15 protein-coding genes are annotated in these 12,781 nt (G+C 64.7%); 10 read left to right on the top strand and 5 right to left on the bottom strand.

Annotation, left to right across the window (positions count from 1 at the left end; translation table 11 throughout):
* Positions 1 to 141: 141 nt before the first annotated feature.
* The 4 genes from FIV02_RS14735 to FIV02_RS14720 all read left to right on the top strand — a co-directional run bounded on the left by FIV02_RS14735 (position 142) and on the right by FIV02_RS14720 (position 3,292).
* Complete coding sequence (locus tag FIV02_RS14735) at positions 142 to 1,032, top strand: LysR family transcriptional regulator (RefSeq protein ID WP_172979162.1); 891 nt, start codon at positions 142 to 144, stop codon at positions 1,030 to 1,032.
* A 70-nt stretch (positions 1,033 to 1,102) separates the two neighbouring features.
* A complete protein-coding gene (pdxB, locus tag FIV02_RS14730; RefSeq protein WP_152489048.1) occupies positions 1,103 to 2,233 on the top strand; it encodes a 4-phosphoerythronate dehydrogenase PdxB in 1,131 nt (376 codons plus the stop codon).
* Positions 2,234 to 2,351: 118 nt separating this feature from the next.
* Positions 2,352 to 2,837 (top strand): glutathione peroxidase, encoded by a 486-nt coding sequence (locus FIV02_RS14725; RefSeq protein ID WP_152489047.1) that lies wholly within the window; start codon positions 2,352 to 2,354, stop codon positions 2,835 to 2,837.
* On the top strand, positions 2,834 to 3,292 hold the full coding sequence (locus FIV02_RS14720; RefSeq protein ID WP_152489046.1) for a MarR family winged helix-turn-helix transcriptional regulator: 459 nt from the start codon (positions 2,834 to 2,836) through the stop codon (positions 3,290 to 3,292). Before FIV02_RS14725 ends, FIV02_RS14720 begins: the two co-directional genes overlap by 4 nt.
* On the opposite strand, the gene FIV02_RS14715 is transcribed toward FIV02_RS14720, so the two are convergent.
* On the bottom strand, positions 3,282 to 5,603 hold the full coding sequence (locus FIV02_RS14715; protein ID WP_152489045.1) for a response regulator: 2,322 nt from the start codon (positions 5,601 to 5,603) through the stop codon (positions 3,282 to 3,284). The two genes, FIV02_RS14720 and FIV02_RS14715, sit on opposite strands and share 11 nt — an antisense overlap.
* A gap of 108 nt (positions 5,604 to 5,711) precedes the next feature.
* Between FIV02_RS14715 and FIV02_RS14710 the strand changes: the two genes are divergently transcribed.
* The 3 genes from FIV02_RS14710 (at position 5,712) to queF (ending at position 8,048) form a co-directional block, all read left to right on the top strand.
* Positions 5,712 to 6,602 (top strand): ATP-binding protein, encoded by an 891-nt coding sequence (locus FIV02_RS14710; RefSeq protein ID WP_037050673.1) that lies wholly within the window; start codon positions 5,712 to 5,714, stop codon positions 6,600 to 6,602.
* On the top strand, positions 6,599 to 7,081 hold the full coding sequence (locus FIV02_RS14705) for a GAF domain-containing protein (RefSeq protein ID WP_152489044.1): 483 nt from the start codon (positions 6,599 to 6,601) through the stop codon (positions 7,079 to 7,081). The genes FIV02_RS14710 and FIV02_RS14705 overlap by 4 nt, the downstream gene beginning before the upstream one ends.
* Before the next feature lie 136 nt (positions 7,082 to 7,217).
* Positions 7,218 to 8,048 (top strand): NADPH-dependent 7-cyano-7-deazaguanine reductase QueF, encoded by an 831-nt coding sequence (gene queF / locus FIV02_RS14700; RefSeq protein WP_152489043.1) that lies wholly within the window; start codon positions 7,218 to 7,220, stop codon positions 8,046 to 8,048.
* A gap of 70 nt (positions 8,049 to 8,118) precedes the next feature.
* Here the strand turns inward: queF and FIV02_RS14695 are convergent, their stop codons facing one another.
* From FIV02_RS14695 to FIV02_RS14685, 3 genes are all read right to left on the bottom strand, one after another.
* Positions 8,119 to 8,385, bottom strand: coding sequence for a DUF4404 family protein (locus tag FIV02_RS14695; RefSeq protein WP_047591445.1), 267 nt, complete (start codon positions 8,383 to 8,385; stop codon positions 8,119 to 8,121).
* Between the two features lie 116 nt (positions 8,386 to 8,501).
* Positions 8,502 to 9,218, bottom strand: a complete 717-nt coding sequence (locus FIV02_RS14690) for an HAD family phosphatase (RefSeq protein ID WP_152489042.1) — start codon at positions 9,216 to 9,218, stop codon at positions 8,502 to 8,504.
* A gap of 62 nt (positions 9,219 to 9,280) precedes the next feature.
* Positions 9,281 to 9,691: a thioesterase family protein gene (locus FIV02_RS14685; protein WP_152489041.1), complete on the bottom strand. Its 411-nt coding sequence runs from the start codon at positions 9,689 to 9,691 to the stop codon at positions 9,281 to 9,283.
* Positions 9,692 to 9,795: 104 nt separating this feature from the next.
* Here FIV02_RS14685 and FIV02_RS14680 point away from each other — a divergent pair, with 104 nt between their 5' ends.
* Positions 9,796 to 10,500: a VacJ family lipoprotein gene (locus FIV02_RS14680; protein ID WP_152489040.1), complete on the top strand. Its 705-nt coding sequence runs from the start codon at positions 9,796 to 9,798 to the stop codon at positions 10,498 to 10,500.
* A 58-nt stretch (positions 10,501 to 10,558) separates the two neighbouring features.
* On the opposite strand, the gene FIV02_RS14675 is transcribed toward FIV02_RS14680, so the two are convergent.
* Positions 10,559 to 10,858, bottom strand: a complete 300-nt coding sequence (locus FIV02_RS14675; RefSeq protein WP_037050688.1) for a PilZ domain-containing protein — start codon at positions 10,856 to 10,858, stop codon at positions 10,559 to 10,561.
* 214 nt (positions 10,859 to 11,072) lie between these two features.
* Here FIV02_RS14675 and rssB point away from each other — a divergent pair, with 214 nt between their 5' ends.
* Together rssB and rssC are read left to right on the top strand one after the other, a co-directional pair.
* Positions 11,073 to 12,257 (top strand): two-component system response regulator RssB, encoded by a 1,185-nt coding sequence (gene rssB, locus FIV02_RS14670; RefSeq protein WP_037050690.1) that lies wholly within the window; start codon positions 11,073 to 11,075, stop codon positions 12,255 to 12,257.
* 8 nt (positions 12,258 to 12,265) lie between these two features.
* Positions 12,266 to 12,748, top strand: a complete 483-nt coding sequence (gene rssC, locus FIV02_RS14665) for an anti-sigma factor antagonist RssC (protein WP_037050692.1) — start codon at positions 12,266 to 12,268, stop codon at positions 12,746 to 12,748.
* Positions 12,749 to 12,781: the final 33 nt, after the last annotated feature.

Raw genomic sequence — 12,781 nt, 5'->3', positions numbered from 1 at the left:
GATCAAGTTATCGTTATGCCACGATTAGCGCCGCTTATCGTGGATGGCCCGCAGGCGTTCGCCGCGCCGGAGCTGCAGCCAGGACGGGGCTTCGTGATACAGTCGCCGGCTGTTTCAACGGCTTTCAATGGATGCCGCTGCGTGAATAGCGATCTGGACAACGACCTGCTGCGAGCCTTCGTCACCATCACCCGCACGGGGTCCTTCAGTCGGGCGGCGAAGTTGCTGCATCGAACGCAAGCTGCGCTCAGCCTTCAGGTGAAACGGCTCGAGGACGATCTGGGCGTGAAGCTGCTGGAACGCTCGCCCAGAGCGGTGGCGATGACCGAGGCAGGGGAGACGTTGTTGCCCTATGCCACCAAGATCCTGAGCCTCGGCGAAGACGCCAGACGTGCACTGCAACCCAGCGGCCAGGTGGAGACCATTCGTATCGGCATGCTGGAAGATATCGCCATCGGCGCGTTGTCCAGGGTGCTGGAGCGTTTCACCAGCCACCATCCGCATGTGCAGCTGGAAATCGTCATCGATGATAGCCAGGCGCTGTCGCGGATGTTGCGCGAGGCCAGGTTGGACATGGTCATCGCCGACAGGCAGCAGGTCGATGCGCTTCCTGCGTTCAGCTGGAACGAGCGCCTGGTCTGGGTCGCCGCGCATGGCTTCAGGATGCCCTCGGGGCAGGATGCGCCAGTGATCGCATTCGGCAAGGGCTGTTTCTGGCAGGCTCCCGCGCTGGCTCAGCTCGATGCCAGTGGTATCTCCTGGCGCGTGGTGCTCAGCAGCGCCAACCTCGGTGCCATCTGTTCTGCAGTCGAAGCGGGCATGGGCATCTCCTTCATGCTGGAATACAGCGTCAACCGAAGCGCGCTGCGCATTCTCGGCGCCGAGGATGGTCTGTGCCAGGACGGCTCGGTGCAGATCGGTGTGTTTCTGCGTGAGGGTGGTGGGCGTTCCGAACAGTGGATGGCGCTGTATGCGGCCATCTGCGCCGAGGTGGCCACAGGCCGTGGCGCCGAGTTGCCGGTTGTGGCCTGAGCCGGCTGCGTCAGGCGCAGCCTTTTTTCTTTGCGCTGAGTAGAATCTGCAGCGAACAACGGAGCCTTGCATGCTGATAGTCGCTGACGAAAACATTCCCCTGCTCGATGAATTCTTTGCCGGTTTCGGCCGTATCCGCCGCCTGCCCGGACGTGCGATCAATGCGGCGGACGTGCGCGATGCCGACCTGCTGCTGGTGCGCTCGGTGACCCAGGTCGACCGCGCCCTGCTCGAAGGCAGCAAGGTCCGTTTCGTCGGCACCTGCACCATCGGCACCGATCATCTGGACCTCGACTACTTCGCCGAGGCGGGCGTCGCCTGGAGCAGTGCGCCGGGCTGCAATGCCCGTGGCGTGGTCGATTACGTGCTGGGCAGCATCCTCGCCCTGGCCGAGCGCGAGGGGGCCGACCCGGCCACGCGGGTCTACGGCGTGGTGGGCGCGGGGCAGGTTGGCGGGCGCCTGGTCGATGTGCTGCAGGCGCTGGGCTGGCAGGTGCTGGTCTGCGATCCGCCGCGACAGGCTGCCGAGGGCGGCGCGTTCGTCGATCTGCAGCGGATCATCGAGGCGTGCGACGTGATCAGCCTGCATACGCCGCTGGACGCTTCGACACGCCACCTGTTCGATGCCCGGCGCCTGGCCGCATTGCAGCCTGGCACCTGGCTGATCAACGCCAGTCGCGGCGCGGTCGTGGACAACGCCGCCCTGCGCGAGCTGTTGCCGGTGCGGCGTGATCTTCAGGCCGTGCTGGATGTGTGGGAGGGTGAGCCGCAGGTCGATGTCGAACTGGCCGCGCTGTGCCAGCTGGCGACGCCGCATATCGCCGGCTACAGCCTGGACGGCAAGCTGCGCGGTACGGCGCAGATCTATCAGGCCTGCTGCCGCGTTCTCGGCGTGGCCGAGCAGGTGAGCCTGGCCGATCTGCTGCCGCCGCCCTGGCTGGGTGAGCTGTGCATCGACGCCAGCGCCGAGCCCGGCTGGCTGTTGACCAGCCTGTGCCGGGCGGTGTACGACCCACGGCGCGACGACGCCGATTTTCGCCGCAGCCTCGTGGGTGAGGCCGCCACGCGCCGCGCGGCATTCGACCACCTGCGCAAGCATTACCCCATGCGCCGCGAGATCGACGGGCTGCGCGTACGCCTCCAGGGCGAAGCGCCGCAACTCGCCAGGCTGGTGCAGGCGCTGGGCGCAACCTTGGTGTAACGCTGCGGCCAGGCAATGAGGCGCTATCCATGCGCCTTATTTTTGTGGGTATTAAATTGCATGCAATTTAATTGCTCGCTATTTTGTTCGCCACTCTCATCCATTCAGGACGATTCCCATGAGCAATGCGCTTTTCGATATTCCGGTCACCACCATCAAGGGCGAGCAGAAAACCCTGGCGGACTTCGGCGGCAAGGCCGTGCTGGTGGTCAACACAGCCAGCAAGTGCGGCTTCACTCCCCAGTACAAGGGCCTGGAAAGCATCTGGCAGCAGTACAAGGACAAGGGGCTGGTGGTGCTTGGCTTCCCCTGCAACCAGTTCGGCAAGCAGGAGCCGGGTGACGAAGGGGCGATCTCCGAGTTCTGCGAGCTGAACTTCGGTGTCAGCTTCCCGCTGTTCAAGAAGGTCGACGTCAATGGCAGCGCTGCGCATCCGCTGTTCGTGCAGTTGAAGAAGCGTGCGCCGGGCCTGCTCGGCAGCCAGGGCATCAAATGGAACTTCACCAAGTTCCTGATTGGTGAGGATGGCCAGGTGGTCAAGCGTTTTGCCCCGACCACCAAGCCGGAAGAGCTGGGCAGCGAGATCGAAGCGTTGTTGAAATGAGTGCGTCCGATAGCGCGCAACTGCAGCTGGACAACCAGCTGTGTTTCAAGCTGTACGCGGCGTCACGCGCGGTCATTCGTGCCTACAAGCCGATGCTCGACGCGCTTGGCCTGACCTACCCGCAGTACCTGGTGATGCTGGTGCTGTGGCAATGGCAGGACCAGGCGCCGGTGCAGCCCACGCTCAAGGCGCTCGGCCAGCGCCTGCAGCTGGATTCGGGGACCCTCACGCCGCTGCTCAAGCGCCTGGAGCAGATGGGCCTGGTGCTGCGGCGGCGCTCGGCAAGCGACGAACGTGAGGTGCATCTGGCACTGAGCGAGGCGGGGCAGGGCTTGCGCGCGCAGGTTCCGCCATTGAAGGCACAGCTGCTGTGCCAGTTCGCCGATCAGGAGCTGCTGGAGATGGAGGGGCTGCGGCGCAACCTGGACCAGCTGCTGGCCAGGCTCAACGGCTGACGCTCTCCGGCAGCCAGGTGTTGAGCATGTTTGCCAGCTCCTCGCGCTGGAAGGGCTTGGCCAGGTAATCGTTCATGCCGGCGGCGCGACAGCGTTCGCGCTCGTCGGACAGCGCATTGGCGGTCAGGGCCACGATCGGCAGTTCCGGCCAGCGACCATTGCTGCGAATGCGTCGGCTGGCTTCGTAGCCATCCATCACCGGCATGTTGCAGTCCATCAGGACCAGGTCGACGGACTCCTGCTCCAGCACGTCTAGGGCCTCGGCGCCGTGGCCGGCGATCAGTACCTGGTAGCCGAGCTTACTCAGCATGCCCTTGGCCACCATCTGGTTCACCGGGTTGTCCTCGACCAGCAGCACGCGGGCCGAACTCGAACGGGTCGGCTTGGCCTGGGCGTCGTCATGCACGTCGCCGTCTTCGCTCTGCAGAATGTGCCGCAGCACCTGGATCAGGCCACTGCGGGACAGCGGGCGGGCGATCTGCAGCAGGGGCATGAGACGCTGCGCCTGATCGTGCGGCAGGAAGTTGCCATAGGCCGTCACCAGCAGCACCGGTGTGCTGATGGCCGGGCGAATGCCGAGCAGGCACTCCGGGCAGTCGCTGATCAGCAGGTCGGCGTCGACGCCGAGCAGGCTGGCATCGGTATCCAGGCGGCGGAAGCCCAGGCCCCAGGCGGGCAGCCATTGGCTGAGCATCTGCTGCAGGCCGCTGCTGGCGGCGGTCAGCGCGACGATGTTGCCTTGCAGCAGCGGCTGCGGGTTGGCCTGCGCATGCGTGGGCAGCGGCAGTTCGGCGCGGAACTCGCTGCCGAAGCCTTCCTTGGAGTCGAGGCTCAGCTGGCCATGCATGGCCTCGCAGAGGCGGCGGGTCAGCGCCAGGCCGAGACCGGTGCCGCCATATTCGCGGGTGATGCCCACCTCGGCCTGGGCGAAAGGCTGGAAGATGCGCGCCTGGGCTTCCTCGGAGATGCCGATGCCGGTATCGCGCACACGGATGCAGATCCCCTCGGGGCAGCGCGTCAGCGCCAGGTCGACGCGGCCGAAGCGGGTGAACTTCAACGCATTGGACAGCAGGTTGCTGACGATCTGGCGCACCCGGGTCGGGTCACCCAGCACCTGCGCCGGCAGCGCGGGGTCGATCAGGCAGGTCAGCTCGACGGCACCTGCCGCGTTCTGCGACAGCAGGCTGGCGGTTTCTTCGGCCAGGGCGCCGATATCGAACGGGATGGACTCCAGTTCGAGTTGCCCGGCCTCGAACTTGGACAGGTCGAGGATATCGTTGAGCAGGTCGACCAGCACCTTGCCGGAGTCATGGGCGATGCCCAGCTGCTGGCGTTGTTCGGCACTGAGCGGGCCGTCCAGCGCCAGGGCGAGCATGCCCAGCAGGCCGTTGAGCGGCGTGCGAATCTCGTGGCTCATGTTGGCCAGGAAGGCCGAACGCGCCTGTGCCATGTTCAGCGCCGTGGTGCGGGCTACCTCGAGTTCGCGGTTGGACTGGCTGAGGCGGGCATTGGTGGCCTTGAGTTCGGCCGTGCGCGCCGAAACGATGTTCTCCAGCTCGTTCAGGTACTGGGTCAGGCGATCCTCGGCGTTGCGCCGCTGCTCGATTTCCTGGGCGATGCTCGACAGCTGGCGGTTGGTGACCTCCACCAGAATGCCGATCTCATCGCGCTCGTGGCCTTCCGGGCAGGGCACCGGACGATGCTGCGGGTCCTGCGGGTTGCGCTCGCTGAGCGCGCGGATCACGCCGGTCAGCGGCTTGGTCAGCATGAAGTAGAACAGCACCAGCAGGATCAGCGACAGCAGCAGGCTGCGGGCGAAACCGGTCAGCAGGGTCAGCAGGGAGCGCCGCAGAAAGTGGCTGCCGAAGGCATAGGTGTCGACCTCCAGGCGCAGAATGCCCAGCGCCTCATGGGGCGCATGGGAGACGAAGAGCGGGTCCTGGAATTCGCGCTCGGCGCTGAACAGGCTGTCGCTGAATACCCTGTAGCGGCTCTCGCTGCGCGGCCGGCTGACGCTGGCCAGCACCAGGCCGCTGTTGTCGATCAGCTCGGCGCGGGTAACCGCTGGCGAGCGCAACAGGCCGAGCACCAGCTCCTGGGCCAGTTCCGCGTCGATGTTGTAGGCGATGCGCGCTGCCGGGTTGTGGCTGATTTCCAGCAGGGCGCGAATCTCTCGGTTGATGGAGGCGTCTTCGCTGGCATAATCGATCGCCACCTGGGTGACGCTCAACAGCGTGCCGAGGATAAACGCCACCAGCACGGTCAGGCCGGCCTGTTTGAATGACAGGCGATTGGTGAGCGAAATATCCATGAATATGTGCGTGTCTCTGATCCTTGGCGCATGCCAAGCATAGCTGATCGCGACGCTGTATCGGCAGAGCCTGCAACGTGCGGTTCTGCGCAAAAGGAGTAGTCGATCGTGGATTCCCGATTGCTGGACTTTCTGGCCCGTGCCGAGCAGGTGCTGGAACGCCTTGAACCCTTGCTGCCGGCGGTACGCCCGCACGTGGACTGGAGCCACTGCGTGGCGGCGCGCTGGGTGCGTGATGGCCGCAGTGGTTTCCTGCAGCCGCTGGACGTGTGCCTGGACCTGTCGCTGAGCGATCTGCTGGGGGTGGATGTCCAGCGCGAGCAGCTGGCGCGCAACACTCGTCAGTTCGTCAGCGGCCTGCCGGCCAACCACGCACTGCTGTGGGGGGCGCGGGGGACGGGCAAGTCATCGCTGGTGCGCGCCCTGCTCGCCGAGCACGCTGCGGCAGGCCTGCGCCTGATCGAGATCGAGCGCGACCACCTGGCCGATCTGCCACGGGTGGTGGAGTTGCTGGCAGGGCAGTCGCAGCGTTTCGTGCTGTTCTGCGACGACCTCTCGTTCGAGGCGGGCGAGGGCGACTACCGGGTGCTCAAGAGCGTGCTCGACGGCTCGCTGGAGCAGGCGCCGGACAATGTACTGCTGTACGCCACCTCCAACCGCCGCCATCTGGTGCCCGAGCGGCAGAGCGACAACGAGAACTGGAAGATGGTCGATGGCGAGCTGCACCCCAGCGAGGCCGTCGAGGACAAGATCGCGCTGTCCGACCGCTTCGGTCTGTGGCTGTCGTTCTATCCCTTCAGCCAGGAGCACTTCCTGATCGTCGTGCGTCATTGGGTCGAGGTACAGGCGCGCCAGGTCGGCCTGCGCTGGAACTGGGACGAGGCGCTGGAAAAAGCCGCCATTCGCTGGGCGCTGGGGCGCGGTAACCGCAACGGCCGTTGCGCTTATCAGTTCGCCCGTCACTGGGTCGGCCTGCAACTGCTGGAGCAGCAAGCATGATCGATCTGTCGCAAACCGGCTCCGGTCTCGATGGCTACCGCTTGCTGAGCGCACAGCTGGAGGCGCTGCTCAGCGGCGAGCGGGATTTCATCGCCAATGCCGCGCAGTTCTCCGCCTTCCTCTTCCATGAACTGGCGGACCTGAACTGGGCGGGTTTCTACCTGGTCAAGGACGGCGAACTGGTGCTCGGGCCGTTCCAGGGCAAGGTTGCCTGCGTGCGCATCCCCTTCGGCCGTGGCGTCTGTGGCGCCGCTGCTGCCAGCCGGCAGACGCAGCGCATCGAAGACGTGCATGCCTTCGCCGGGCATATCGCCTGCGACAGCGCCTCGAACAGCGAGCTGGTCGTGCCGCTGGTGAAGGATGCCCGACTGATCGGGGTGCTGGACCTGGACAGCCCGTCGCTCGGGCGTTTCAGCGAGGTCGATCAGGCCGGGGTCGAGGCGCTGGCGGCGATCTTCCTGGCAGCCAGCGACTGCTGAGCCGTGACGGGGCACCAGCGGCCGCGCACCTGCGCGGCTGCGTGCCCACGACCGGTGTACCTTGCGCAACGGCTCAGGACAAGCGCTGCTCAAGTCATTAAACTCGCCCGGTTCCCGCCATTCCGGATTTCGCACCATGCAGCACCCCGCCGAACACTCTCCGCTGGGCAAGTCCAGCCAGTACATCGCCGAATACAGCCCCGAACTGCTGTTTCCCATCTCGCGCACGACCAAGTGGGCCGAGCTGGGCCTGGATGGCGCCAACCTGCCGTATCAGGGCGTGGATTACTGGAACTGCTATGAGCTGTCCTGGCTGCTGCCGTCCGGCAAGCCGGTGGTGGCCATCGCCGAATTCGCCATCCCGGCCGATTCGCCGAACATCATCGAGTCGAAGTCATTCAAGCTCTATCTCAACTCGCTGAACCAGACGATGTTCGCCAGTTGGGACGAGGTGCAGGCAACCCTGGCCAGTGATCTGTCTGCGGTGGCCGGCAAGCCGGTGGCCGTGCGTCTGCGTTCGCTGGCGGAAGTGGCGGAGGAGGGCGTGGCGACGTTGCCGGGCCAGTGCATCGACGACCTGGAAATCAGCGTCAGCCAGTACGATCACCCGCAGCCGGAGCTGCTGCGTTGTGACGCCGGACGGTTGGAGGAGGCCTGCCTGCACAGCCACCTGCTCAAATCCAACTGCCCGGTCACCGGTCAGCCGGACTGGGGCAGCCTGGTGGTGCACTACCAGGGCGCGGCGCTGGATCCTGCCAGCCTGCTGGCCTATCTGGTGAGCTTCCGTCAGCACGCCGACTTCCACGAACAGTGCGTGGAACGCATCTTCCTCGACCTGCAGCGCCTGCTGAACCCGCAGTTGCTGACCGTCTATGCGCGCTACGTGCGCCGTGGGGGACTGGACATCAATCCTTACCGCAGCACGGCGGCGATCACTAGCGATAACGGTCGTCTCGCGCGCCAGTGATGCGATGAAAAATGCCGCCCTCGGGCGGCATTTTCTGCTGGAGGCGCCGGTGTCATCCGGCGCAGGCTGTTCAGATGCCCATGTTGGCCAGGCTTTGCATGATGTTGCGCAGGGTACCGGCGAGCGTGGGGTGGCTGGCCTCGAAACGCTCCACTGCCAGGTTGACGCCATCGACCAGCGTCGCATCCGGTGCAGCCGCGGCCTCGCGCGCCAGTTGCACCTCGATTTCCTGGGTCAGCAGGTAAAGCGATGCCCGTTCTTCCTCACTGAGCGGCGTGTCCTGGGCCAGGTGTTGCTGTAGGGCGTCCAGTTGCTGCTGCAGGTCGCTTGCTGGCATAGAGTTCTCCTTGTCGAATCGGCATAGGCATTGACCCCAGGCCATGCTGGAAGTTTTCCGCCTGTACCTGAAGGGTACTCCAAGCGCAGCGCTTTTGCCTGATCCGGATCAACCGCTCAGGGTCTTTCGCCCTTGCTGCGGCGCATGCCGATGTCGTCCAGGCTGGCGGCGATTTCGCCCAGGTGATCGACCACCGAATGAGCGCCCAGGCGATAGAGTCGCAGCGTGGCTTCGGCACGCAGGCGCTCCTGCTCGTTGCCGGCCAGCGCCTGCCAGTCGGCCGGGGCATGCCCGCACAAGGGGCCGCAGGCGGCCAGGCCGATGGTCCAGCAACCGGCGTTCAGCCCGGCCTGCAGCAGCAGCGGGTTGCCGCTGACCAGGATGCAGCCGTCCAGGCGCTCGACCCCCAGCTGGGTCAACGCTTGCCAGCAGCTGTCGGGGGCCGGCCAGGCTCTGGCCTGCTGCGGCAGGGCTGCCAGCACCGAGTCCGGCAGCGCCTCGGCCAGGCGCAGGCTGGCATCGCTCGGCAGCCTGTCGAGCCAGGCGCAAGGCACGCCACCGTCGGCCAGGTCATTGAGCAGGCGTTCGGCGCCTGGCGCCAGTTCGGTGTGTTCGCCGGCCACCTCGCTGAGCGTCTCCCGCAGGGCCTGCAGCTGCGCTGGCGTCGCGGCGCGCCCCAGCGAAGCCTCCAGTGCCTGCTGAGGGGTGTCGACAGGCGTCGTCGTGCTGCATTCGGGGTAGAGCCGTTGCAGGGCGACGGGCAGCGTGCGCGCGCCGAAGTCGACCAGGCAGCCGGATAGCTCGAAGAGGAGGGCGGTCGGGGAGGAGGGCATGGCAGCGTCCGTGGCAGTGGCCCCACTCAATCTACTGACGCGGGATGACCAAAAGATGACCGTCAGGTGACAGCGAACAGCGCACGCACGTGTTCTGGCAGGGCAACGGAGCGGCCTCCGGCGTGATCGACCCACACCAGCTTGCAGTAACCTTCACCGTACAGCGTCTCGGGGTCGTCCAGTGTGCTCAGGCGATGCTCGACCACCAGGCTGCTGCGGCCAGCCTTGCCGGCGCGCAGCTCGACGATCACGGTCGCCGGGTGGACCACGGGTTTCAGGTAGGTGTGCTGGGTCTGCAGCACGACCGGGCCCTGGGGCACGTTGCTCATGGGCACGCCCGCCAGTTCGAGCCAGGCGACGCGGGCTTCCTCTAGGTATTGCATGTAGATGATGTTGTTGACGTGTCCGTAGCTGTCCATGTCGCCCCAGCGTACGGGGATGTGGGCGGTATGCAGCAGTGTCTTATCGGTCATGGCAATTGTTCGCTATGCTGCCCAAGGCGGGCTACTGGCTTTATACTACGCGGCCTTCGGGCCGCTGGCGGTGGCCACGTTATTTTCCTCAAGGAGAGAATTCAATGCATGTGACCGGTACTCGCTGGATCGCGCGCCTGGGTAGTCTGGTCGCGCTCGTTGGCCTGAGCTGCTTGCCTGTGCTGAGTCAGGCGGCGTCGGAGGATGACCCCTGGGAGGGCTTCAACCGTGCCATGTTCAGCTTCAACGACACACTCGACACCTACGCGCTGAAGCCGGTCGCACAGGGCTACCAGGCCGTGACGCCGCAGTTCCTCGAGGACGGCGTGCACAATGTCTTCGGCAATATCGGCGATGTCGGCAACCTGGCCAACAACCTGCTGCAGGGCAAGTTCCACGATGCCGGGGTCGATACCGGTCGTCTGTTGTTCAACACCACCTTCGGTCTGCTGGGCTTCTTCGATGTGGCCAAGCACATGGGGCTGCAGAAGAACGACGAAGACTTCGGCCAGACCCTCGGCGCCTGGGGCGTGGAGAGCGGGCCCTACCTGGTGATCCCGTTCCTCGGCCCGAGCACCGTGCGTGATGCCACCGGCCGCGTTCCGGACAGCTTCCTGACGCCCTATCCGTATATGGACCACGTGCCGACCCGCAACGTGACCCGTGGTGTGGAAGTCATCGACACCCGTGCCAGCCTGCTGCAGGCCGAGCGCCTGGTCAGCGGCGACAAGTACATCTTCATCCGCAACGCCTACCTGCAGAGCCGCGAGTTCAAGGTCAAGGACGGTGAGGTCGAGGACGACTTCTGAGCACCTTGGCGGATGCAAAAAAGGCGGCCCTGGGCCGCCTTTTTCGTAAGGGCAGATTTCAGCTCATGGAGAGGATGGCCAGCCCAAGCGACTGACGGCCGTCCTCGAGGTCACTGATGCGCACCACCTCGGCCTGGGCATCGAGGCCCGCCAGCTCGTTGTGTTCTGAGGGGATGTGGACCTTGACCTTGTCGCCCATGCTCAAGGTGACTTCGGCCTCGATTTGCATGCCGGTACTGGAGAGATCCAGGCACATTGCCGGGATTTCCCGGCCAGCATGATGGAGGATGACTGGAGCTTCCAATCGCATGCGGATGTAGTCGCGTTTCTCGCTGTACGCTCGATCGTTCTGACTCATGGACCCTGTCCTCTTCTTATGAGCTCTCCCGCGGCTCTTATAACCCCCGCCGATTTGACCTGTAAAGCCGCCGAACGACGACCGGTCCCGGCTTGAATCGCTGGACAGATGGGAGTACCGTCTGCCCCTTGAAATCGCCCTGGCGCCACCGATGCGGCGCCGCGCTACGGGCAGTGACCAAAAATTGCCCTGGCGCAGTTTGCCTGGATACACCATGCACAAAACCAGTGCCACTCTGCTGATCATCGACGACGACGACGTCGTGCGTGCAAGCCTCGCGGCCTATCTCGAAGACAGCGGCTTCAAGGTGTTGCAGGCCAATAACGGTTTGCAGGGGCTGGAAGTCTTTCAGCAGGAACACCCCGACCTGATGATCTGTGACCTGCGCATGCCGCAGGTCGACGGACTCGAGCTGATCCGCCGAATCAATGCGCTGGGCATCGAAGTGCCGGTCATCGTGGTGTCTGGGGCCGGCGTGATGAACGATGCCGTCGAGGCCCTGCGCCTGGGCGCGGCCGATTACCTGATCAAGCCCCTGGAAGACCTGGCCGTGCTCGAGCACTCGGTAAACCGAGCGCTCGACCGCTATCGCCTGCGCCAGGAAAACCAGCGCTACCGCGACAAGCTCGAAGCGGCCAACCGCGAGCTGCAGGCCAGCCTGCACCTGCTGCAGGAAGACCAGAACGCCGGGCGCCAGGTGCAGATGAACATGCTGCCGGTGACGCCCTGGCAGGTGGATGACCTGACCTTCGCGCACCAGATCATTCCGTCGCTGTACCTCTCCGGTGACTTCGTCGACTACTTCCGTATCGACGAACGGCGCATCGCCTTCTATCTGGCGGACGTTTCCGGGCACGGCGCGTCCTCCGCGTTCGTCACCGTGCTGCTCAAGTTCATGACCACGCGCCTGCTCTACGAGTGGCGTCGCGGCGGCGGGCTGCCGGAGTTCAAGCCCTCGGACGTGCTCGGCCACATCAACCGTGGGCTGATCAACTGCAAGCTGGGCAAGCACGTGACCATGCTCGGCGGGGTGATCGACCAGGACAGCGGTACGCTGACCTACAGCGTCGGTGGCCACCTGCCGCTGCCCGTGCTGTTCGAGAACGGCCAGGCCCGCTATCTGGAGGGGCGCGGTCTGCCGGTCGGTCTGTTCGAAGAGGCCGAATACAACGACCTGGTCATGGCGCTACCCGAGTCGTTCAGCCTGACCCTGTTGTCCGATGGCATCCTCGACCTGTTGCCGGGAGATACCCTGAAAGACAAGGAACTGGTGCTGCCACAACTGCTTAGCCAGGCTGGCGGTACCCTGAGTGGTTTGCGTCAAGTTCTCGGTCTGGCCAATCTGGGCGAGATGCCGGATGATATCGCCTTGCTGGTGTTGAGCAGGAACCTTGCATGAATCCTGGGATGAGCCCCGGTCGCATCCAATTCGCCGAGCAGGACGGTACCTTCGTCCTGAAGTTCGTCGGTGAAGTCCGGCTGACATTGTGTTCAGCGCTGGATGCCACGATTGAAAAGATTTTTACCGCACTGAATTTTTCGGCCATCGTCATCGACCTGACCGAAACCCGCAGTATCGATAGCACCACACTCGGTTTGCTGGCGAAACTGTCCATTCTGTCCCGGCAGAAGGTTGGCCTGTTGCCCACCGTCGTGACCACGCACGACGATATCACCCGCCTGCTGGAGTCCATGGGCTTCGATCAGGTGTTCAATATCGTCAACCGGCCGATCCCTTGCCCGGAGTGCCTGGACGACCTGCCTTCGCAGGATCAGTCCGAGGAAGTGGTCAAGGCCAAGGTGCTGGAAGCGCACCGTATCCTGATGGGGCTCAACGATTCCAATCGCGAGGCCTTTCACGATCTGGTCAGCGCGCTCGAACGGCACTGACCTCGGGCGTATTCGAAAGGGGGCGTCAGCGTG

Source organism: Pseudomonas sp. THAF187a (genome assembly GCF_009363395.1).
GTDB lineage: Bacteria > Pseudomonadota > Gammaproteobacteria > Pseudomonadales > Pseudomonadaceae > Aquipseudomonas > Aquipseudomonas khazarica.
Note: the sequence above shows the minus strand (reverse complement) of the source record. Positions and strands in the feature narration are given on the sequence as shown.